Here is a 22275-nt window from a genome sequence, read left to right as displayed (position 1 = left end):
TGGAGTTAGGTGGGGAAAGGGTTTTGCTGTCAGCCCATATGATGGGTGACAGCAAATAGGCTTCGCTATATCTCGGCTAACTGAGTGGCAGCGGCTTTGGCCTGAGAGGGCGAGAGTACCGCAGGCTTGTAATTACGATTACGCGGCTTGCTTTGTGGTTCTGGCTTTTTACCCAGTTTGAACAGAATTGCAGCACGCACTTCTGCACTTTTATAACCACTTTTGACCTTCATGCGAATGTGTGGAATACCGGCAGATTCCAGAGCCCCACTAACAAACCAGTCTTTCTGCGCTTTGTGGCCGTTTTTATTGGCGTTATTAACCAGATCGACTGCGGCAACAATATTTAGGGTTTCTTTATCAACCAATACGTAATCAAGCTGTTTGTTTTGCGCCTTGGTGATGGCTGAGCGACGCGCCTTTTTAGACAAGCCTGGTTTGCACTCGATGATCTCGATCAGCTTGACCCGGCTCACAACTTTAAACTTGTCACCCACTGAACGCTCTAATAGTTGCAGGAACGAAGCCTCAACCGTAGTAAACACAGAATCTTTTCGATTAAACGGATAGGGGTTACCGCCGGTATCCGTATACTTTGAAATAACAATGGAAGCAATAACGACCAGCGCCAGAATAGATAGTAATGTTAGTTCCATAAATCACTCCACGACAACAATTTGACTTGGTGATTAATAAGCAAAGAGTGTGCCTAAAGTGATTTTTGACGAAGATAATGAGGTGGTGTGCTCGGCGGCGTGCTGTCACCGAGCTCAAATGAGGCCAATAGCATTTAGCAGGGTCAGACGCGATAACCGTCCTTTAACCCTTTTACTGCATAAGCGACTGCATCGTGTGCATGCAGCGACTCATAATGGTTTATTTTTATATAGTAGTCCTGAAAGTTTTCTTGCTCAAACAAGGCCTTGAGTTTTCTGGCGGCATCCTCGCAGAACATCAGGTTTTGGCCATTAAGACGGGCAAACTCCTGCTCATCTTCACGTTTAACCGCTGCCTGAACTGGCGTTTTCAATTCATCTTCTACCAGGTCTACCAAACCCAGTATGTCAAACTCCTGACTGTGCTCATCCAGTTTTACTTTGATGTTAGTCACTGAGCGTTGTGAGTGTGGTGTGGCTAAAATTCCCTCGGTTGTACCTAACCAGGCATGTACACTGGCATGATCGAGAGACTGACCGGCAAACTTTTGCTCAAAGGCGTTTTGGATAAGCTGGCGAGCCAAAGCGGCAGAGCAGGGGCAGGTAGATGAATATGTAACATCAACGGCTAACTCAAGGTTAAAGTGGCCGTCCTGCAGGGTGGCTGTAATAATCACCGGGTAATTTTTCCAGCCCTGTTTACCACTTAGTAATGAAGCGCGGCGCAAGGGTAATTCGAAATTAAAGGTGACTTTGGCGCTATGACTCAGGCCTTCGTGGCTGGTGATAAAACTGTCCAGTGCCGCACGGATAGTGCTCGGAGATAGTGTCTGTTCACAGGATAGCTCGTCGAGTGCCAAAAATAGTCGTGACATATGAATGCCTTTGGCATCTTTCCTGTCCAGGCTGACAAACGCATCTGCTTTGGCTGTCACAGGCGTGTCATTCAACCCTTTGCTGGATAACAATAAAGGCAGCTCGATATTTCCCATTCCGACCCAGTCCAGCTTGCCTTCTTGTAAGGCGTCGGCAGAATGTGCAATGTCAGGCATTGAAGTTGGCATTTGAACTCTCTTAATCACGACTATAAGGGGGAGGCATGTTACACCAAAATGTCACAACTTGCCGAGCCCATTGGAAATTAACTGGTAAAAAAATCGCCCAAGTGTGCAAAAAATCATACGCTTAAGTCGACTTTCTAAACACCGACGAAAGACCCTGAATACGGGAGCTGGCGGGGTTATTTTGGTTTGTGCAATGTCGCTTGCTACTTTTGGTCACTCGCTTCTGTGTTTGGGTCAGGTATAATGTAGAGGTTAACTAGGTGATTTTATTATGCTTGACTCTTCATTTGGGACCTGGGCCCGAATTTTATCAAATTTGATTAGGAACTACGGAGACCGTTGGGCGGGTATTGTCGCCTATGCATTTGTGCTGATCGTGTCTCTGGTGTTGGCCTGCATGTTTTATTACGTCGCACTTGGTGAAGTGACGCTGGTCAACGTGCTGTCCGTTGTATTGTTCGCGGCGCTAACCTCGCCATTGCTGCTTTCTGTTGCTATCTATGCAATGCGCCAGCTCGATGCCTCAAAGGAGTATCTGGAATCAGCCACGCAGCAGGAAAAATTACTCAACCAGACCCTCAAAGACAATATTAACCGGCTAAATAATGAAATCGATGAGCGGAAAATGGCGCTGCACGCTAAACACAGGGCAATTGCTGAGCTACGTAAAGAAATTTCGGAGCGCCGTAAGGCTGAGCAAGAGCTGGCGCAGCAAAGTATGTTGTTGCGAAGTATTGTGGATTCTTCCCCCGATTTGTTCTATTACCGTGACGAGCGCGGGGTGTTTGCCGGGTGCAACAAGAAATTCGAACAAGTCATTGGTAAAACCAGCGAAGAGCTCATCGGACATACGGTACAGCAGGTGTTTGGTGAGCAAGACATACCTGAGGTACTGCAAACCGATGAGCACGTCATTGAGGCTCAGCAATCTATCAATGTCGATGTCGAGTATCCGGTAGCCAATGAAAACTGTTGGTTTGAGATGCGTAAGCTGCCCTTTATAAATGACGATGGGCAATATATCGGGTTACTGGCATTTGGACGTGATATCACCAGCCGTAAAGAAGCGGAGCAGGCGCTTGAAACAGCGTACAAAGACAAAGGGAAATTTATTGCCACATTAAGTCATGAGTTGCGCACGCCGCTCAATGGTATTGTTGGACTGACTCGTATGTTGCTCGACACTGAGCTGACCAAGCAGCAAAAGAGCTGGTGCAACACCGTTTTTTCCAGTGCGGAAACTTTGGGTAATATCTTCAATGATATTATCGATCTGGACAAGATAGACAGGGAACAACTGGACATTGCAACAGACAGCATCAATGTTTCGGACTTTATCAATGATGTGGTCAACTTTGCAGGTCTTATTGCTGAGCAAAAAGGTCTTGAATTCAACATCAAACGCACTGGTCTGCTGGATATTCATGCTTTGTTGGATCCTACCCGACTGCGTCAGGTACTGTGGAATCTGATCAACAATGCAGTGAAGTTCACACACCGGGGTGGTGTGACACTTGAGTGTCGTCGTGAAAACCGTGAAGACGGTCCCTGGTTGTCGATCAGTGTGATAGATACAGGTATGGGGATCCCATCTGATCAGCAGGAACGGATTTTTGATATGTACTACAAAGCGCCGGATGCCAGTGGCAATAATGCCATTGGTTCGGGCATAGGTTTGGCCGTGACAAAAGCGCTGGTGCACGCCATGAAAGGCACAATTCATGTCAGCAGTATGCAAGGAGAGGGAAGTCGCTTTGATGTTGAGTTACCGTTGGAGTTGTGTGCCGCACCGAATGAGCAAAGCTATGCCGGCCGTAGCCTGTATATCCTGTTGGTTGAGGATGTGCCGCTCAACGCGGAGATAGCGACAAACTTGCTCGAGCAGCGCGGGCACGAAGTCATCTGGGCTGAAACCGGAGAAGATGCGCTGTCTATGGTTGAAACTGAAGACGAGTTGGATCTTATCCTGCTGGATATGCAGCTGCCGGATATTAACGGTGATGAAGTGGCAAGGCAGGTTCGCTCCGACAGCCATTTTGATGAGCTACCTATTGTCGCTCTGACTGCGAATGTACGCAGCGCAGAGCAAGAGCTGCAGGGCATCAATATTCAGGGGGCGCTGGCTAAGCCGATTAATACGACCAAGCTAGACAAAATGCTTGCCGAGTTGTTTGGTATTGAAGCAAGCAAAGATAAGCAGTCCTCGCCGCAGGCTGAGCCATTGCAATTGAGCGAGCAGGAGCAAGCCCTGCTGGATGTTGAAACCATCACTGACTTTGTATCATCCATGGGTATTGAAGCATTCAAACGCAGTTGTGACTTGTTTACGCGACTTAACCCGACTTACTGCAATGAGCTTGATGAAGCGAATAAGGCGGATGATACCGAGACATATGTTTCTGTCGCACATAAGCTTAAAGGCGCTGCAGGCTCAGTTGGGCTGCAAAATGTTCAGCTACATGCTAAAACAATGGAGCTTGAGGGCGCTGAAGTTAGCACGGCACAACGTGCTGAATGGTTGGTTGAATTGGAAGTAAAAATAAGAGAAGGGCAGACCGCCCTTCACTCATTAATTGCAAAACTCGCTGAAAACTCGTAACGCAAACTTATTGGCTATCGATCTTCCCAATGAAGCGGTAGCCTTCACCATGAATGGTGCTGATTAATTCAGGAGTGTTATTATCGGTTTCAAAGTGCTTACGAATACGACGAATAGTCACGTCAACTGTTCTGTCGTTTGCACGCAATTCACGACCTGTCATATGCTTAATTAGCTGCTCACGGCTAAAGATACGACCTGGCGAGTCAAGCATCAGGCGCAGCGCACGATATTCACCTTTCGGTAAGCGTTTAGACTCACCCGTTGGAGAAGTCAGGCAGCGGCTATTTTCATCCAGCTCCCAACCATTAAAGGTGATAACGCCATTGCTATCAATGCTGGTCTCTTCCGGGTTTGAGCCGGTGCGAGAGATCAGGTTGCGCACGCGAATTGTAAGCTCACGCGGATTGAAAGGTTTAGTTACGTAGTCGTCGGCACCGATCTCAAGACCAAGAATACGGTCGACATCGTTGTCACGGCCGGTTAAGAAAATTAGACCGATGTTTTTCTTCTGGCGTAACTCACGGGCCAGGATAAGGCCATTTTTGCCTGGCAGGTTAATATCCATGATCACACAGTTGACATCATCGTTAGATGTCAATTTTTCATGCATATCATCGCCATCTATGGCTTCAATTACCTTATAACCTTCGGCTTCAAATAAACTAACGAGGTTCAGTCGAGTTACGTCTTCATCCTCAACAATTAGAATGACTGGCGTTTGCATTATTAATTAACCTTTTCGGAATATTGTATTTACAAAATCTTCGGCGTTATATAATAAAACCGAATGTTAACGATTATAGGAGTATATTCAATTGTTAACAAGTAAAATCAGTTAGGATAAAACTTGGAGACGGCAAGCAACCGAGAAAGCACTTTAAAGTTGTGCTGAGTGACTTCTTGCTTGTTTATATACAGCCTTATCTTACTCCCTTCCTGGACCAAGGAAGCAATCCCACCCCCTTCCAAAAATTCGATACTTTCGCCCACAGTTACCATACTTAGGGCCATTGTATCGGTCCAAGCGGAGAGTATATCATCTTCCATTGTTTCATCAATGTATGTGATATCACATCGCATGGAAAGTTCCCGCAATGAGTCAGTCTTTTTCACTTCGATTATTTCGATCGGCTTTAAACGTATTTTTAAGGTACGATTACTAAATAAAACAGCACCTGGACCATTTTTGATATCATAAAAACAAAAACGGGTCGTTTTTTTATTTTTTTGCTCAGGGAAATCAATGAACTTTGCCATTTGATATAAAAAAGCTGATCGGATTTCCTCCGGCGATTTTGCGTAACTAAGCGTAGAAAAAAACGCAAGTGAGCACAAAATAAATAGGTACATTAATCTCACTGTGTACCTCCTTTCAGAGGCAGGCTAATCACAAATTGAGTACCTGATTTATAGTCTTCCTGCAGTGTAATACTTCCTCCAAGTGCCTGAGTAACCAGGTTATACACCAAGTGCATACCCAGACCACTGCCACCTTCCCCTCGCCTTGTTGTAACAAATGGATCAAAAATACGCTTTTTAATCGCATTAGGCACACCCACACCATTGTCGCTGTATACAATCGTTAATTGCGGGTCTTCACGGTTCACTTTTATAGCAATTTCGTTATTTTCGTTACTCACAAAGCCGTGGAGCAGAGAATTTGAAAACAATTGTTCAAACACCTGCTGCAGAAGACCAGACTTACTTCTGATAGTGAGTTCCTCAGGGCAGTCAATATGGATCTGTGGTGCCTTGAGCTCCAGTTCGGTGCGCATCGCGCCCATGACTGCGTTGAGCAATTTAGTAATATTAACGTCTGAGTTGATCTCAATATCCTGGCTTACAGCTACTTTCTTAAAGCTGGAAATAAGATCGGCCGCTCTGTTGAGATTACGATAAATGAGATCCAGGTTCTCGATCCCTTCTTTAATAAACCGTTCCAGTTGCTTGGAGGTCAGCGTTTTTTGCTGGAAGGCGACTTCTATGTCGCTGAGCTTATCGCGTAGTAATGTTGAGCCGGTTACTCCCAGCCCAATGGGTGTATTAACTTCATGCGCAACGCCCGCAACCATCTGGCCAAGTGAGGCCATTTTTTCATTTTCAACAATCTGATTCTGATACTGATGCATACGCTCCAGGGTGTTGAGCAGCTCCTGGTTTGCTTCTCGAAGCGCTATCGTACGCTGGTTTACCTTTTCTTCCAGGCTCTGGTTTAGTTGCTTTATTTCCTGCTTGTCGGCCTGATGGCGTTCAAGCTGGTTTTGCGTCCTGGTGAGCATGATGTTGAGGTTGTTGGCCAGAATATTGATTTCTTCTATGTCACTTTTTTCCGCCCGGGTGGCATAGTTGTGATTCTTTGAAACGTCCTGTAGCAGGGTTGAGAGAGATTCGATGGGGCTGGCAATACGCTTTTGGATCCCCCTTGCGACAAACATCACCAGTACTAGTACAAACAGGGTTAAGGCGATATCAACCAAGATTTTTCTGTTAATGTATTCAGCCAGGTGCTCAAGACCGCCACGCAGGTACACATATCCTTCTATATTCCCTTCGTACTCTACGGGCAGGATAAGCTCTATGTAGTCTTCAGATATCTTGGGTGTTCGGAGTTCCTCTATTTGATTGACCTTGAGCGGCACTGGGGGCGTTTTACTGGCATTGTAGCTGGTGAAAAACACGGGCCTGTTCGTCACGTCATCAATCGCATAGATGTGAATGTTCTTGACCAAATCAACCTTATCAAAGGATTTGAGGCGCTTTTCTTCGGTTTTTCTGTCATCGAAAATCAGCGTTACCTGAGCGTTAAATGCAATGATCTCGGCTATCATCTCCAGCTTGTTGATGATCAGTTGCTTTTGTTTTTTAACGTCGAGATAGGTCGAAATTGAAATAGACAGGGACAAAGACAGCGCCGTAACTAGCATGACGGCACTGATCAGCACTTTTCTTATACTTGTTTTTGTTGCGTATTTACCCATTGGGAGACCACAAATCCCGCTTGCCTGCTATTCACTCACCTTAGTTTAGCAGTATAGAACACAAAAAAGCTCACATTTTACGAAACGATTCAGCACTTTGCTCTTTCCAACGGGGTGTAAAGGAGGGAGGGTTAGGGCTGTGGCCAGTTCAAGGGTTGCTTTGAACTGGCTTCGCATTAGCTCAGAGTTGCACGATAGACAGCAAACTTGGTGTTTTTTATCTGCGTATCGCAATGCCCAAAGCGTGCCTCAATCAGTGGCGGGTACTTTAGGAAGCTGTTGGCGACAATATGCAGCTGAGCACCTTTGTTCATATGCATGGTAGCACCGTTGATAAACCCTTCGGCTATATCATAATCAGTTTTAATACCGGTGTGAAATGGCGGGTTGCTGATAATAGCATCAAAGCGGCCTTTCAACTGCTTGAGGCCATCACTGAGCACTAGTTCAGCCTTATGGCCATTCAAGCGCAAAGTTTGCTCGCAGGCGTATAAAGCCAATGCATTGACATCCAGGCAGCTGAAGCGAATTCTTGGCGACTGATTGAGTACAAAGGTGGCAATGATCCCTGCACCGCAGCCAAAGTCGAGCATGTTACCATGGGCTGGCAAATCGAGGTTTTCCAGCAGGAGTTTGGTCCCGACATCCAGCTTGCCATGATTAAACACACCCGGGACACTGACAGCATCAAACTGTTGCCCGGCAACCGTAACGGTAAAGGTTTGCTGGTAGCTGGCAATATCAAAAAGTGCCTCAGTTTGCAGTTGAGCAAATTCGTACAAAATACAATGCTTGGCGCTATCGAGTTTGTAATGTGCCTCGCATTTATCTTGCAGTTGCTTTTCCGCCGACTTAACGCCACCTTTGTTTTCTCCAACCACGAGTAAACGGGTTTGCTCAGAGCACAGCGCACGAATATTGTCGAACATCATTTGTGCTTCCGGCTTGGACTTTGGATAGTAGTAAATGATTAAGTCCAGATCATTGAGCTCAGGCAGGCTGTGTGACACATAGCTGTTGATATTTGCGACCGAGTCAGCTGCCAGGTGATCGGCAAAGTCATAACTAAATGCGCTGATGACTGCCTGCGGGTTTAATTGCTTCAGCTCAGACAGAAACCCATCACGCTGGTGATTGATCACTAAAATATGCTGGCCCGTCAGCTCTTCTTCATTGCGTAGTAATAGCAAGCTCGGGTTGGTTAATTTTTGCATCTCAGATCCAGAATAGACGGGGCGCTATGCCCCGGTAGCAATGATAAGTCAGGCTGTGCGCTCAAACATCAGGTCCCAGACGCCATGACCGAGGCGGTGACCGCGTTGTTCAAACTTGGTTAACGGGCGAAAATCGGGGCGAGGTACATAGTCATTCGTTTCGGACTGGTTTTTGAAGCCAGGCGCGGCTTGCATGACTTCCAGCATGTGTTCTGCATAGTTTTCCCAGTCCGTCGCCATATGGAAAACACCGCCAATACGCAACTTAGTACGCAGTTTCTCGACAAACTCGGCTTGTACAATACGGCGCTTATGATGGCGTTTTTTGTGCCACGGGTCAGGAAAAAACAGCTGAAGTTTTGCCAGGCTTGCGTCTGGAATGCAGTCTGCCAGTACTTCAACTGCATCATGCTCGAATACGCGCAGGTTAGTAACACCTTGCTCATCGGCTTCCATCAGGCAAGCACCAACACCTGGGCGGTGTACCTCGATGCCAATAAAATTCTGGTCCGGTGCGTTTTTCGCCATTTCTACCAGCGATTTGCCCATACCAAAACCAATCTCGACCACAACATCATTGTCGTTGCCAAACACCTCTGCAAAGTCCAGGCGACCCTGAGCATGCTCCAGGCCCATCGTTGCCCAGCATTTTTCAATGGCGGCAGCTTGCCCTTTGGTCAGGCGGCCTTCACGCTTTACAAAGCTACGCACTTTGCGAATGTATTTGCCTTCCTGCTCAGCTTGTTCCAGAGCTGTTTTACTCGATTCGTTCATGGTCTTCATCTTCGGTGTAAAAAATGGGCGCACATTATCGCTATTCACAGCGCCAAGTACAAGAGCTTGACCTTTGAAAAAAGCTTCATACACTGGCGCGTGTATTAGCAAGTAAAAAGCAGAGTCTCGCAATGACAGTAAATAATGAGCAAGCCCAGTGGTTTGCCAAGCAAGTTGTCGACTGGTACCAGTTACACGGGCGTAAAACGCTGCCCTGGCAACTTGAGAAGACCCCATATAAAGTGTGGGTGTCAGAAGTAATGTTACAACAAACTCAGGTTGTGACTGTGATCCCGTATTTTGAACGCTTTATGGCGCGCTTTCCAACCATCATTGATTTAGCAAATGCACCAGAGGATGAGGTGTTGCACCACTGGACTGGGCTTGGCTATTACGCCCGTGCAAGAAATCTGCACAAGACTGCAAAAATTGTCCGTGATGAGTATCAGGGGAAATTTCCTGAAACGCTGGAACAGGTGATGGCGCTACCAGGTATTGGTCGCTCCACGGCGGGGGCTGTGCTCTCTTTATCTCTGGGGCAGCCGCACCCGATTCTGGATGGCAATGTAAAACGTGTACTGGCCCGTTTCTTTATGGTTGAAGGCTGGTATGGCGTTAAGAAGGTTGAAAACCACCTGTGGGCATTAACCGATGCGCTGACCCCCAAAGACAGGGTGACAGAATACAATCAGGCAATGATGGATCTGGGGGCCAGTTTATGTAGTCGCAGCAATTTTGATTGTGAGGCTTGCCCATTGGTCAGTCGTTGCCAGGCGTACCAACAGGACAGAGTGAAGGAGTTTCCTAACTCCAAACCTAAAAAAGTAAAGCCTAAGAAAGCGGCATATCACCTGATAGTGCGCGCAGAGGGCAAAGTGTTAATGGAAAAACGGCCAAGCAGTGGGATCTGGGGAGGGCTGTTTGGCTTCTTTGAGTTCACAGAGCTTGCAGACCTTGACGTATTTTTGGCACAGCAGGGCATAGCGGGAAGTCGTCTAACACTGGCGTCTTTTGTTCATATATTCACGCACTTTGAGCTGACGATAACCCCTGTGGTTATCGACTTGGACCGAGTCCCTGATTGTGTTCACGATAACCCATTATTATGGTATGAGTTAGCACAGCCTGCCGAAGTCGGTCTGGCTGCACCGACGAAAAAGTTGGTTAAAGTCTTAAAGGCAATGGGGTAAACTTAACCTAAATGAATGCATAAAGGGTAAAGAGATGGCACGTACCGTATTTTGTCAAAAGTTACAAAAAGAAGCACCTGGGCTGGATTTTCAACTGTACCCGGGTGAAGTTGGCGAACGCATCTTTAACAACATCAGTAAAGAAGCGTGGCAACAGTGGCAGCATAAACAAACTATGCTGATCAATGAGAAACACCTGAACATGATGGATCCGGAGCATCGCCAACAACTTGAAGATCAGATGGTAGGCTTTTTGTTTGAAGGTAAAGACGTTGAGATTGAAGGTTATCGTCCAAAAGAAGGGTAATCACCTCAACGAAAAAAGGCTGCCTGAGCAGCCTTTTTTTAATCTCTTTTAAGTGGCTTAATAGCTGCGTTCGACTGCTAGTTTTGCCAATGAAACCAGAGCTGTTTTGTGCTCAGATTCTGCTAGTACACTGAGTTGCTCAATGGCTTTTTGCGATTCTGTGCGGGCGCGCTCCATAGTGTGTTCAAGCGCGTTGGTCTGCTCAAGCGTAGCCAGAATTTCGTTCAGGTTATCGAGGCCATTACCGTTTGCTATGGCATCACGGATCTGTGCAATCTGGTGATCAGTGCCGTGACGCATTGCGTAAATTAACGGCAGCGTTGGTTTGCCTTCGGCTAAGTCATCACCAATGTTTTTTCCTAGCTGATCTGCATTGGCACTGTAGTCGAGCACATCATCAACTAACTGAAAAGCTGTTCCCAAGTGCATACCATAGAGTTTCAGAGCTTCTTTGGTTGCCTCTGATTTGTTCAGGATAACTGCGGGTAGCATAGTTGCGGCTTCGAACAGTTTAGCCGTTTTACTATATATTACCTGCATATAGCTTTGCTCTGTCGTGTCTGGGTCGTTACAGTTCATCAGCTGTAAAACCTCGCCCTCAGCGATTACATTGGTCGCATCCGCCAGGATTTGCATGACTTCCATATTTTCGAGCCCAACCATCAGCTGAAAAGAGCGGGTGTATATAAAGTCACCAACTAGTACGCTTGCCGCGTTACCAAATTCGGCATTCGCTGTGGGTTCGCCACGGCGCAGAGCCGATTCGTCTACCACGTCGTCATGCAGCAAAGTGGCTGTGTGGATAAACTCGATAATGGTCGCCAGTGTAACGTGTTTATCGCCCTGATAACCCAATGCTTTAGCAACTAAAAGTGCCAGCATAGGGCGGATGCGTTTCCCACCACTATTGACTATATATAAGCCAAGTTGATTAACCAGTGCGACGTCAGATTGCATTTGGTCGCCTATAAGTTGATTAACGGCAAGCATGTCTTGCTCAATCAATCTCTGGATCGCTTTGATATCCATAACGCTCCGAGCTAAAGCCTCATTCAGGGATGTTCGAGTCGCAAGTGTACATTAAAAATCCCCGTGACTCGATAACTTGCCTTGATAGAGGTTAAAAAATCGATACTTTTGTTTGTTTTTTGTTCTTTGTGGCCGATTTATATCAGAATTCGTGGGTGAGAAAGCAAAAAAGAGCTTGGCTTATCACACCTTTTCGTTAGAATAAATGAAAATATTATTACGCCCTCAAGTTAGCTATTTTTTATTCATTTATTTGCGATCTAGGGCTTGCGTGAAGTAGCACATTAGCGTAAACTTCGCGCCCTATTGAAGAATATTAAGTTGCGTCGATTTGAGGGCGCACAGACGGAGTTAATTATGTACGCGGTTTTCCAAAGTGGTGGTAAACAGCACCGTGTGACTGAAGGTCAAACAATTCGTCTAGAGAAACTAGACGTTGAGACTGGTGCATCAATTGAATTTGATTCAGTACTTCTTGTAGCTGATGGTGAAAAAATCGAGATCGGTGCGCCGTTCGTAAACGGTGGTAAGATTACAGCTGAAGTTGTATCTCACGGTCGTGGCGAGAAAATTAAGATCGTTAAATTTAGACGTCGTAAGCATTCTCGTAAGCAGATGGGCCACCGTCAGTGGTTCACTGAAGTTAAAATCACTGGCATTAGCGCTTAATTTAGAGGTACAGAGAGATGGCACATAAGAAGGCAGCTGGTAGTACTCGTAACGGTCGCGATTCAGAAAGTAAACGCTTAGGTGTTAAGCGTTTCGGTGGTGAATCTGTACTAGCGGGTAACATCATTGTTCGTCAACGTGGTACTAAGTTCCACGCAGGTACTAACGCAGGTATCGGTAAAGACCACACAATCTTCGCAAAAGCAGACGGTAAAGTTGTTTTTGAGCAGAAAGGTCCTTTAAACCGTAAATACGTTAGCATCATTGCTGAGTAATCGGTAAAAGAATATTGAAAAACCCCGCTTAGGCGGGGTTTTTTGTTTTTATAGAGCAGAACTCTAATTTGTTCTAACCTTATTCCTGTCAGATATGAGCCACATACCGGTAGTTAGGCATTTGCCCATGCTGATCAAGCCGCTATGAACTTGCTATAATAGCAGGTGCTGAACAACCAGTAAGAGAGTAACCATGAAGTTTGTCGATGAAGTAGAGATCCGCGCGGAAGCCGGAGACGGTGGAAGCGGTGTCGTTTCATTTCGCCGCGAGAAATTTGTACCCGACGGTGGCCCTGATGGCGGCGACGGCGGAGACGGAGGTAGCGTTTACCTTGAGGCAGACGAAAACCTCAATACCCTGATTGATTACCAGTTTGAACGGTTTCACCGTGCTGAGCGTGGCACCAATGGTCACGGTCGTAACATGACAGGTAAAAAAGGTGCTGACTTAATCCTGAAAGTGCCTGAAGGGACACGAGTGACGGATGTGGATACTCAGGAATGTCTGGGCGATCTGACAAAACATGGACAAAAGCTGCTGGTGGCCAAAGGGGGCTATCACGGGTTAGGTAATACTCGTTTCAAATCGAGCACCAACCGTGCGCCAAGACAGAAAACACTGGGTACACCTGGTGAAGTACGTAGTTTAAAGCTTGAGCTTATGCTGCTGGCCGACGTCGGTTTGCTGGGCTTGCCAAATGCGGGTAAATCTACCTTTATTCGTAGTGTATCTGCGGCAAAGCCTAAGGTTGCAGATTATCCGTTTACCACTTTGGTGCCTAACCTGGGTGTGGTACGCGCAGAAGCTAACAAGTCGTTTGTTATCGCCGACATTCCAGGATTAATCGAAGGTGCGTCGGATGGTGCCGGTCTGGGTATTCGTTTCCTGAAACACCTTGAGCGTTGTCGTGTGTTGCTGCACGTTGTCGATGTGATGCCAATCGATGGTACAGATCCGGTTGATAATGCGTTCGCAATCATCAATGAGTTGCATCAGTACAGCCCTAAGCTTGCCAACAAACCACGCTGGTTGGTGCTGAATAAAATCGACCTGCTTGCAGAAGATGAGCTGGAAGAAGTATGCCAGCGCATTGCCGAAGAACTGGATGCTGAGCATGTGTATCGCATCTCTGCTGCAAACAAGTTCAATACCCAGCAGTTGTGTTACGACATTCAGGGGCTGCTGGATAGCATGCCACGTGATAAGTTCGAAGAACAAGAGCAGGAAGAAGTCGAATTCAAGTGGGATACTTACCACCGTCAGGCAACCCAGGACAACGATGATGACTGGGATGACTGGGATGAAGATGACTACGACGTAGAAGTCGTTTACGAAAGATAGTGCAATCCGTATTAAAGCTTTATTAGTCGGATTGGCATAAAAAGGGCCTCTGGCCCTTTTTTAGTATAAAAGTATGAGTGGAGTGTAATTGTGATAATATCAATGATTGCCGCAATGGCAAACGGACGTATCATTGGCGATGACAACGCCATGCCCTGGCATTTGCCGGCTGACTTGAAACATTTTAAAGCGGTCACTCTGAATAAGCCTGTGATAATGGGGCGTAAAACGTTTGAATCTATTGGTCGCCCTCTCCCCGGCAGGCGAAATATAGTGATCAGCCGCAACCTAAATTACAGTGCTGAAGGAATTGAAGTAGTTTCATCACCACAAGACGCGTTGGCTTTAGTTGACGGATGTGAAGAAGTAATGATCATTGGAGGTGGAAATATTTATGAACAGTTTCTACCCTTAAGTAATCGGCTTTATTTAACTTACATAGATTTGGAAGTCTCAGGAGATACGCGCTTTCCGGACCATACTCAGGTCGGCGAATGGCATGAAGTAGCATGCCAAGCTTTTGAGGCAGATGAGAAAAATTTGTATAGTTATAAGTTCGTAACTCTAAATAAAGGAATATAACTTTGTTGCTAACAATTGTATTGGTTGATACAATATTGAGCGTTTGTTCTTACGAAAAAAGTACTAGGTGATTGGTGATGAAAGTAATTCCTTTAGTTATTGGTGTGAGTCTTGGCGTTTCGGCATTAACAATGAGTTTTGCGAGCAAAGCAAACGACCAGCTTGCAGTGTCTCTGTGCGAGTATATTGCAGCTGATGATAAAAGACGTATCCGTAGTACGCTAAAGAGCTCACGGGTTAAAATCCGTAACGTATACGATTCAATTCAGTGTAATGGTAACAATATGCTGCGCCACGCCATTGCAAGTAATGCAGTAGATGCTGGTGAATTTATCGTCAAGAGTCTGCCAAAGAGTGCTTTGGAAGATGGTGCTGATATCGCGTGGGCTGAAAGCAATGGTCACGGTGGTTCAGCTCTGATTGCAGCTATCAAAAAGCGTGCAGGCCTGTAACACAATACAAGCCCACTAGTTTTCATAGAAAAGCCCGTAAATGGATAATTTACGGGCTTTTTTTATTGGTGAAGATGAATATCACCCTTGGTTAGTACGCTGTTTCACTGCTATGCTAGTTGAGTAAAAGTACCTAGTTACTTGGATGTAAAAATCTTACTTAACTCATTAAATCTGAATGGATGAACTATGAAAGCTGTTATACCGGTAGCCGGTCTGGGCACTCGCATGTTGCCTATGACAAAAGCTATCCCCAAGGAAATGCTACCTATCGTCGACAAGCCCCTCATTCAATATATCGTGAAAGAATGCGCAGCAGCGGGTATTTCAGAAATCGTACTGGTGACGCATTCTTCGAAAAATGCAATTGAAAACCACTTTGATACCAGCTTTGAATTAGAAGCGACACTTGAAATGCGAGTCAAGCGTACCTTACTCGATGAGGTGCGCTCTATATGCCCTGAAACCGTTACCATCATGAGTGTACGCCAAGGTGAGGCAAAAGGTCTTGGGCATGCTGTATTGTGTGCTAAGCCCATAGTAGGTGATGACGACTTTGTGGTGTTACTGCCTGATGTGATCCTGGATGAGTATACAGCGGATCAGACGAGTGAGAACCTGGCAGCCATGGTGCGCCGGTTTAAAGACACCAAGTTAAGTCAGATCATGCTGGAACCTGTGCCCCGTGAAGACGTTAATAAATATGGTATCGCAGATATTCAGGGAGTAGACCTCAAACCGGGTGAGAGCGCACCCATTAAGCACATGGTTGAGAAACCTGCGGTTGATAAAGCACCTTCAAACCTTGCCGTTGTTGGTCGTTACGTTTTATCGCGTAATATCTGGCCTTTACTGGAGCGCACACCACTGGGGGCTGGAGGCGAGATCCAGTTAACTGACGCGATTGATATGCTGATGGAAAGCGAGAGTGTGGAAGCTTTCCATATGAGTGGCCGTGCACATGATTGCGGTGACAAAATGGGCTATCTGAAAGCCATTGTCGAATATGCGATGCGTGATGAAAAATTGGGTGAAGAGTTTAGTCAGTTCGTGAAGTCATTATAAGAGTCTGCGCTTTTATAAACATGAACCCGGTGTGAAACCGGGTTTTTTGTATCTGTCATGGTTTATTGTCCATGACGCTCCGTAAAGCGCTGCCAGTGAATATTGGGATTGATGACTCTCACTTGCGTGAGTATTTGCTTGAGCTGGTGAGCTTTGGGTTGCTCGAGGATCTGGCCATCATTTTTCAGGCCCAGCAAATACAGCATGGCGGCTTTGTTGCCCTGCTGAATGGCGGAAATGTGTACCTGCTGTTCAAAGTTCAGCCTCAGGCTGCTGATGGCCGTTTTCATGCCTTGCTGGTCGACATTGGGCAGACCACACTTTTGCAAGTAACCCAGTCGTTCACCTTCTCCTGAAAACCAGATCCTGATTTTTTCACTGAAGCGGCCTGATTTAGCGGGTAAATCAAACATCAGCCGGGTGTGGCCTTGTTGCTCTAAAAAGTGCAGATAGTCCTGTAATCCGGCATGCCAGAGCGCTGGGTGAATGGGCACAAAGCGGGGTTGGAGCTTGCCATGAGTCGTAAACGTGAAACCGCGCACCTGGTCTTGTTTGGTGATATCTGAGCGAGTTAGATTGCCAATCTCGTCACTGTAGGCACCTGTGTAGTAAGCCAGCACCGGCAACCAGAAGTGCCAATGCTTCGGCTGCTCACGCTTTTGTTTTTCATCACCATAAATGTAGCCGTTAAACAGGGTATACAATTCCATGTTTGAAAATGCACGGCGGCCTAAATGAGATTTCATAAGATAGCGCTATACCTTGTGCCTAAAGAGTTCACACAATTCAAAGGATTACTAAGACCGAATCAAATTCAGTGTATCGGCTTTTACTGATAATCAAAAGCCTAATGTTAATGTAGTAGCCAGATACTACCCCTTTAGCTGCGACTGCGCGTATGATTGGCCAGGTAGGTTAAGCAGGTGATACGCAGCAAAGAGGCAAGGTTTTTTACCTCGCCCTGACGTTCCAGTACTTCCTGATAAAGGGTCGAGACAAATTCAGCCACACTGAGTTGCTCTGCGACAGCTATCTCCTGTAACAGGTCCCAGATCTGGCGCTCCAGTGCCAGGCTGGTTACGGCCCCCTGAATACGCATCGAGCGGCGTATAACCTCATAGCTCGCTGGATTGGCCGAGGCATATAATTCACACATAAGAGGACTCCTTGATGGCAAAACTCATTCACAGCATGGTTAGGGTAATGGACTTGCAAAAATCCCTGGCATTTTATCACGATGTATTAGCACTGGGCGAGCGCAGGCGCATTGAGTTTGATGATTTTAGCCTGGTTTACCTGGGTAACGACGAGGCCGAATTTGAATTAGAACTTACCTGGAATCATGATACGCAGCAGCCCTATGAGTTAGGTAATGGCTATGGTCATATTGCTGTGGTGGTGGATGATTTAGCCCCAGTGCATGTTAAGGCACAGGCGCTGGGTTACCAGCCAAAAGAGATGAAGTCGTTTTACAACGGCGATACGCTGGTAGCACGTTTCTTCTTTGTTGCCGATCCTGACGGCTACCAGATTGAAGTGATCGAACGTTCAGAGACGTTTAAGTAAGCCATGGCTAAGCCATGGCAAATTCGCTGCGATTAGGCAGCCAGCGCTGGATCAGTGGCTCAACGGCTTGTGGGTGCTGTTGCAGCAGGGTGAAAGCCAGGCTACGCACCTGAGGCAGTAGTATTTTGTCCCGGCTGAGATCGGCAATCTTTAGTTCGGCCAGACCGGTCTGGCGAGTACCCAGTACTTCACCCGGGCCGCGGATCTCCAGATCCCGTTCGGCAATGACAAAGCCATCATTACTGTCGCGCAGCACGCCCAGGCGCTTTTGTGCCGTTGCCGATAAAGGCGCATGATAAAGCAGCAGACAATGCGACGCGATATCACCACGACCAACCCGGCCACGCAACTGGTGTAGCTGTGCCAGCCCCAAACGCTCGGGATTTTCTATGATGATCAGGCTGGCATTGGGCACATCGACACCTACCTCAATGACAGTTGTTGCAACCAGTACATGACTTTGCGCCTGCTTAAAGTCCTGCATGATCTGCTGCTTTTCCTGCGCTTTCATGCGGCCATGAACAAGGGCTATATTCAGCTCCGGCAGGGCTTTGGTGAGCTGCTCTGCGGTGTCTTCGGCCGCCTGACATTGCAAGGCTTCGGATTCATCAATCAAAGTACAGACCCAGTACACCTGTCGCTTTTGCTCAATACAGGCGCGTCGCACTCGCTCAATCACTTCTTCGCGACGAGTATCCGGAACGGCAACGGTTGTGATGGGGGTGCGCCCTGGTGGCAGTTCATCGATCACTGAGGTTTCCAGATCGGCATAGGCCGTCATGGCCAGTGTCCGTGGGATTGGCGTGGCCGTCATAACCAGCTGATGCGGATAGCAGTCGTTAAACTTACCCTTTTCACGTAACGAGAGGCGTTGATGAACGCCAAAGCGGTGTTGCTCATCAATGATGATCAGTGCCAGATTGCTAAACTGCACCTGCTCCTGAAACAGCGCATGGGTGCCCACGACCATTTGCGCCTGACCTGAGCTAATGCGCTCAAGCACACGTTCACGCTCTTTACCTTTGGTTTTACCTGCCAGCCAGGCGACTTCAATACCCAGCGTCGCAAACCAGTTCTGGAAATTAATGTTGTGCTGCTCGGATAAAATTTCCGTTGGTGCCATCAGCGCCACCTGATAGCCTTTGGCAATGGCCGTGAGTGCACTCAGCGCCGCGACCAGGGTTTTACCTGAGCCTACATCACCTTGCACCAGGCGCATCATAGGGTAGGGTTGTTGCAAATCGCCTTTGATCTCGGCCACCACCCGGCTCTGGGCCGCTGTGGGTCTAAAAGGGAGTTGCGCCAGAAATTCGGTTTCTAACAGGTTATTGGGCGGCAAAGAGACAGCCTTGACGTCTTGGCCTTGCTGCCTGAGTTGTAGCAGACTAAGGTTTTGTGCCAGTAACTCTTCAAACGCCAGGCGTTGCTGTGCCGGGTGCTGACCGAGTTCCAGCTGGTCCAGTGCCACAGTCTGAGGTGGCTGATGGAGCGTCAGCAGGGCCTCTTTTAAGCTCAGCTGATTAGGCCGGAACTGCTGTGGCAGATGATCGTCAATATCGTATTTGTGCAGTAAAGCAACGGCCTGTTCCGCAATGGCGCGAATACTGAGTTGCTTGAGCCCTTCAGTGGTCGGGTAAACCGGCGTAAGGGTATCCGCGCCTTGAGGTGTATCACTCAGTTCATCGCGAATACTGTATTCAGGGTGGGCCATTTCCAGGCCGACCCGGCCACGGCGTACTTCACCAAAACAGCGCATGATTTTGCCGCTTTGCATGGCATTTTTTTGTGCTGCACTGAAGTTGAAAAAGCGCAGGGTAATACGACCGGTGCCGTCGTTGATCTGGCACACCAGCATACGGCGCTTGCCGAAGGTGATGTTGGTCTGCTCAATTTCACCCTCCACACTCACATGAGTGTGGGGCATCAATTCGGCGATGCGGTAAGTTCTGGCTCTGTCTTCATAACGCAATGGCAGGTGAAATAGCATATCCTGAACACTGCGGATCCCCAATTTGGCCAGCCGCTCTGCGGCCTTAGGGCCGACTCCTTTGAGGTCGGTAATGGCGTACTGGGCTAAATTGGGACGAGACATAGCTATCCTTTTTGGCTGAATTTCAGTGTGTTCCAGAATGCATCGTCGGCGACGATCTCCCCAAGTTCATCCAGCGCCGGGTAGGGCAGACCTTTTTCTACGCAGCGATTGGCAATGATCGGGTGGCAGCCTTCAAACAACAGTTTGTGTTTAATTGCCGGGTCGAGCATATCATTGCGCTGATACAGCCCAGCTTCTTCACGCTGACGCTGTGCTTCATATAAGATCAGGGCAGCGGCCACTGAGACATTTAACGACTGTACCATACCTGCCATTGGGATCACGATATGCTGATCGGCATGCTCCAGTGCTCTGTCAGAGATCCCCAAACGCTCCTGCCCAACGATGACGGCAGTCGGTTTAGTATAATCAATCTCACGAAAATCTACGGCGGTATCACTGAGATTAGTCGCCAGCAGTTGGATCCCCGGGTTTTGCGCACGGATCGCGGCAACAGCCTGATCTATGTCGTCGTGCATATGGGTTTCTACCCAGTTTTTACTGCCACCTGAGGTGTTATTGGTCAGGCGTCTTTGCTCCTGCGGCCAAACCGCATGAACATGATGGCAGCCGACCGCATCGGCTGTGCGCACTATGGCCGACAGATTGTGGTGTTTGTGGACTTCGTCCAGGCACACAGTTAAATCAGTCTGGCGTTGATCCAAAATGCGCTTAACGCGCTGAAAACGGTTTTCTTCCATCAATTACAGCTCTTAACTACTAAATTGCCGCGATTATAACAAAAAGCGCCTCTCTAAGGCATTACTTCACGCATTATTGGTGCCTGCAAGGAGATCAGGGTCTCGGTTGACTGGATCGCCTCAATGGTCTGGATCTTGTTGATCAGTACATCCTGAAGATGGTCAATAGAGCGTGCCATCACCTTGATAAAAATGCTGTAATTACCCGTGGTGTAATAGGCTTCAACAACTTCTTCAAACCCTTCCAATTGTTCAATGGTGGCCGGGTAGTCCCGGGCATGTTTAAGGTTTACGCCAATAAAACAGCAGACATCATAGCCCAGCTGTTTGGCATCTATGCTGACCCGGGTGCCGACGATAATACCGGCTTGCTTCATCTTTTCGACCCGCACGTGAATGGTCCCTGCACTGACGGCGAAGCGTTTGGCCAGTTCAGCATAGGGTGTTCTGGCATTGTCCATTAATGCATGAAGGATAGAACGGTCGAGATTATCGATTTGATAATTTTCCATGGATATTTTGTACGCTAATTATTGATTCGATAATTATTAAAGCGAATTTTTAAAGAAAAAAATAGTGTAAAGGTGTTTTTGTTGTGGAGTATTGAATCTTTGCTCGTTTTTGTTGAGGATAGATTTAACGCAGCAAGCCTGCACCGTTATTCAACACCATTGGGAATGAGGAAACCGATATGTTGCAACAGTATCTGCAAACACAACAGCAAATAGCCCGTGCAAAAGCACTTTTTTCACAACAACTGACTGACAAGCTAGGCCTGATTGAAGTCCAGGCACCTATCCTGGCAAAAGTAGGAGACGGGATTCAGGATAACCTCAGCGGCACCGAAAAAGCCGTTAAGGTTAAGGTGAAAACGCTGAGTGACAGCGACTTTGAGGTTGTGCATTCACTGGCAAAGTGGAAGCGTAAAACACTTGGCGATTATGGCTTTGGCGCAGGGCAGGGACTCTATACGCACATGAAAGCGTTACGTCCGGACGAAGACAAGCTGTCACCGATCCACTCTGTGTACGTTGATCAGTGGGACTGGGAACAGGTGATCTGCGCGCAGTCAGAGCGCTCTTTGGATAAACTCAAAGAAACGGTTGAGACCCTGTACAGCGCAATTCGTGAAACCGAGCAGCAACTGGCGTCTGACTACGGGCTGACCCCGTTTTTACCGCAGCACATCACTTTTGTACATAGTGAAGAGCTGCGCCGTATGTATCCGGATTTTACGCCCAAGCAAAGGGAAAAAGCGATTGCTCAGGAGTATGGCGCGGTATTTCTGATTGGGATTGGCGCCGAGCTGGGTGATGGCAAAATCCATGACGTCAGAGCGCCGGACTATGACGATTGGTCGACGCCCACCTGCGAGCAATATCAGGGACTCAACGGCGATATCCTGGTCTGGAACCCGGTTCTTGAAGATGCCTTTGAAATTTCGTCTATGGGGATCCGCGTGTGTCCGGACAGCTTGCAGCGTCAGCTCAGCCTGACTCAGGATGAACAAAGACTCGAGCAGGACTGGCACCAGAGCTTACTGGCTGGGGCACTGCCACAGACTATAGGCGGCGGCATTGGCCAGTCTCGTTTGGTCATGCTGTTACTGCAAAAACAACATATTGGTCAGGTCCAGGTTGGTGTGTGGCCTGAGCACATTAAAACTGAAGTTTCTGGGTTACTTTAGACGCGATGGCAACACACAGTAAGGGAGCCC

At 47.4% G+C, this 22275-nt stretch carries 24 protein-coding genes; 11 read left to right on the top strand and 13 right to left on the bottom strand.

Annotated features, from left to right (window positions below; all coding sequences use genetic code 11):
• Positions 1-65: 65 nt before the first annotated feature.
• On the bottom strand, positions 66-656 hold the full coding sequence (locus CWB99_RS03915; RefSeq protein ID WP_138545357.1) for a DUF2726 domain-containing protein: 591 nt from the start codon (positions 654-656) through the stop codon (positions 66-68).
• Positions 657-799: 143 nt separating this feature from the next.
• A complete protein-coding gene (folE2, locus tag CWB99_RS03910; RefSeq protein WP_138550689.1) occupies positions 800-1720 on the bottom strand; it encodes a GTP cyclohydrolase FolE2 in 921 nt (306 codons plus the stop codon).
• A 271-nt stretch (positions 1721-1991) separates the two neighbouring features.
• Here folE2 and arcB point away from each other — a divergent pair, with 271 nt between their 5' ends.
• On the top strand, positions 1992-4319 hold the full coding sequence (arcB, locus tag CWB99_RS03905) for an aerobic respiration two-component sensor histidine kinase ArcB (RefSeq protein WP_138550688.1): 2328 nt from the start codon (positions 1992-1994) through the stop codon (positions 4317-4319).
• Positions 4320-4326: 7 nt separating this feature from the next.
• On the opposite strand, the gene arcA is transcribed toward arcB, so the two are convergent.
• From arcA to trmB, 5 genes are all read right to left on the bottom strand, one after another.
• Positions 4327-5046: a two-component system response regulator ArcA gene (arcA, locus tag CWB99_RS03900; protein WP_054014736.1), complete on the bottom strand. Its 720-nt coding sequence runs from the start codon at positions 5044-5046 to the stop codon at positions 4327-4329.
• Positions 5047-5153: 107 nt separating this feature from the next.
• A complete protein-coding gene (locus CWB99_RS03895) occupies positions 5154-5672 on the bottom strand; it encodes a YfiR family protein (RefSeq protein WP_249331703.1) in 519 nt (172 codons plus the stop codon).
• Positions 5673-5677: 5 nt separating this feature from the next.
• Complete coding sequence (locus CWB99_RS03890) at positions 5678-7300, bottom strand: ATP-binding protein (RefSeq protein ID WP_138550686.1); 1623 nt, start codon at positions 7298-7300, stop codon at positions 5678-5680.
• 176 nt (positions 7301-7476) lie between these two features.
• A complete protein-coding gene (locus tag CWB99_RS03885) occupies positions 7477-8514 on the bottom strand; it encodes a methyltransferase (protein WP_138550685.1) in 1038 nt (345 codons plus the stop codon).
• A gap of 48 nt (positions 8515-8562) precedes the next feature.
• Complete coding sequence (gene trmB / locus CWB99_RS03880; protein ID WP_138550684.1) at positions 8563-9288, bottom strand: tRNA (guanosine(46)-N7)-methyltransferase TrmB; 726 nt, start codon at positions 9286-9288, stop codon at positions 8563-8565.
• Positions 9289-9419: 131 nt separating this feature from the next.
• Here trmB and mutY point away from each other — a divergent pair, with 131 nt between their 5' ends.
• Both mutY and CWB99_RS03870 read left to right on the top strand, forming a co-directional pair.
• Positions 9420-10478, top strand: coding sequence for an A/G-specific adenine glycosylase (gene mutY, locus CWB99_RS03875; protein WP_138550683.1), 1059 nt, complete (start codon positions 9420-9422; stop codon positions 10476-10478).
• A gap of 34 nt (positions 10479-10512) precedes the next feature.
• A complete protein-coding gene (locus CWB99_RS03870; protein WP_054014731.1) occupies positions 10513-10785 on the top strand; it encodes an oxidative damage protection protein in 273 nt (90 codons plus the stop codon).
• 57 nt (positions 10786-10842) lie between these two features.
• On the opposite strand, the gene ispB is transcribed toward CWB99_RS03870, so the two are convergent.
• A complete protein-coding gene (gene ispB, locus CWB99_RS03865; RefSeq protein WP_138550682.1) occupies positions 10843-11814 on the bottom strand; it encodes an octaprenyl diphosphate synthase in 972 nt (323 codons plus the stop codon).
• A 357-nt stretch (positions 11815-12171) separates the two neighbouring features.
• Here ispB and rplU point away from each other — a divergent pair, with 357 nt between their 5' ends.
• From rplU to galU, 6 genes are all read left to right on the top strand, one after another.
• A complete protein-coding gene (rplU, locus tag CWB99_RS03860) occupies positions 12172-12483 on the top strand; it encodes a 50S ribosomal protein L21 (protein WP_010383520.1) in 312 nt (103 codons plus the stop codon).
• A 17-nt stretch (positions 12484-12500) separates the two neighbouring features.
• Entirely contained in the window at positions 12501-12758 is a 258-nt protein-coding gene (gene rpmA, locus CWB99_RS03855) for a 50S ribosomal protein L27 (protein WP_010383519.1), read from the top strand.
• A 193-nt stretch (positions 12759-12951) separates the two neighbouring features.
• Positions 12952-14100 (top strand): Obg family GTPase CgtA, encoded by a 1149-nt coding sequence (gene cgtA / locus CWB99_RS03850; RefSeq protein WP_138550681.1) that lies wholly within the window; start codon positions 12952-12954, stop codon positions 14098-14100.
• Positions 14101-14190: 90 nt separating this feature from the next.
• Complete coding sequence (folA, locus tag CWB99_RS03845; protein ID WP_171045253.1) at positions 14191-14682, top strand: type 3 dihydrofolate reductase; 492 nt, start codon at positions 14191-14193, stop codon at positions 14680-14682.
• Between the two features lie 131 nt (positions 14683-14813).
• Positions 14814-15134, top strand: coding sequence for a DUF3718 domain-containing protein (locus tag CWB99_RS03840; RefSeq protein WP_432760819.1), 321 nt, complete (start codon positions 14814-14816; stop codon positions 15132-15134).
• A 189-nt stretch (positions 15135-15323) separates the two neighbouring features.
• Positions 15324-16199 carry a UTP--glucose-1-phosphate uridylyltransferase GalU gene (galU, locus tag CWB99_RS03835; protein WP_138550679.1) on the top strand — a complete coding sequence of 292 codons (876 nt, stop codon included), beginning with the start codon at positions 15324-15326 and terminating at the stop codon, positions 16197-16199.
• 62 nt (positions 16200-16261) lie between these two features.
• On the opposite strand, the gene CWB99_RS03830 is transcribed toward galU, so the two are convergent.
• Together CWB99_RS03830 and CWB99_RS03825 are read right to left on the bottom strand one after the other, a co-directional pair.
• Positions 16262-16945: a hypothetical protein gene (locus tag CWB99_RS03830; RefSeq protein WP_171045252.1), complete on the bottom strand. Its 684-nt coding sequence runs from the start codon at positions 16943-16945 to the stop codon at positions 16262-16264.
• A 134-nt stretch (positions 16946-17079) separates the two neighbouring features.
• Positions 17080-17355: a ribbon-helix-helix domain-containing protein gene (locus CWB99_RS03825; protein ID WP_138550678.1), complete on the bottom strand. Its 276-nt coding sequence runs from the start codon at positions 17353-17355 to the stop codon at positions 17080-17082.
• Between the two features lie 14 nt (positions 17356-17369).
• Here CWB99_RS03825 and CWB99_RS03820 point away from each other — a divergent pair, with 14 nt between their 5' ends.
• Positions 17370-17765 carry a VOC family protein gene (locus tag CWB99_RS03820; RefSeq protein ID WP_138550677.1) on the top strand — a complete coding sequence of 132 codons (396 nt, stop codon included), beginning with the start codon at positions 17370-17372 and terminating at the stop codon, positions 17763-17765.
• A 7-nt stretch (positions 17766-17772) separates the two neighbouring features.
• Here the strand turns inward: CWB99_RS03820 and recG are convergent, their stop codons facing one another.
• Genes recG through asnC form a run of 3 tightly spaced genes read right to left on the bottom strand, consistent with a single transcriptional unit; the run spans position 17773 to position 21070 of the window.
• Positions 17773-19857: an ATP-dependent DNA helicase RecG gene (recG, locus tag CWB99_RS03815; RefSeq protein WP_138550676.1), complete on the bottom strand. Its 2085-nt coding sequence runs from the start codon at positions 19855-19857 to the stop codon at positions 17773-17775.
• 2 nt (positions 19858-19859) lie between these two features.
• The gene (trmH, locus tag CWB99_RS03810; RefSeq protein ID WP_138550675.1) at positions 19860-20558 is read right to left on the bottom strand and encodes a tRNA (guanosine(18)-2'-O)-methyltransferase TrmH; all 699 of its coding nucleotides are present in this window, start codon (positions 20556-20558) and stop codon (positions 19860-19862) included.
• Positions 20559-20611: 53 nt separating this feature from the next.
• Positions 20612-21070: a transcriptional regulator AsnC gene (gene asnC / locus CWB99_RS03805; RefSeq protein ID WP_010383506.1), complete on the bottom strand. Its 459-nt coding sequence runs from the start codon at positions 21068-21070 to the stop codon at positions 20612-20614.
• Positions 21071-21249: 179 nt separating this feature from the next.
• Between asnC and asnA the strand changes: the two genes are divergently transcribed.
• Positions 21250-22245, top strand: a complete 996-nt coding sequence (gene asnA / locus CWB99_RS03800) for an aspartate--ammonia ligase (RefSeq protein ID WP_138550674.1) — start codon at positions 21250-21252, stop codon at positions 22243-22245.
• Positions 22246-22275: the final 30 nt, after the last annotated feature.

Origin of the sequence: Pseudoalteromonas rubra, assembly GCF_005887095.1 — a bacterium.
In the GTDB taxonomy this organism is placed as follows: domain Bacteria; phylum Pseudomonadota; class Gammaproteobacteria; order Enterobacterales; family Alteromonadaceae; genus Pseudoalteromonas; species Pseudoalteromonas rubra_E.
This window is presented reverse-complemented; position numbering and strand designations above follow the sequence as displayed.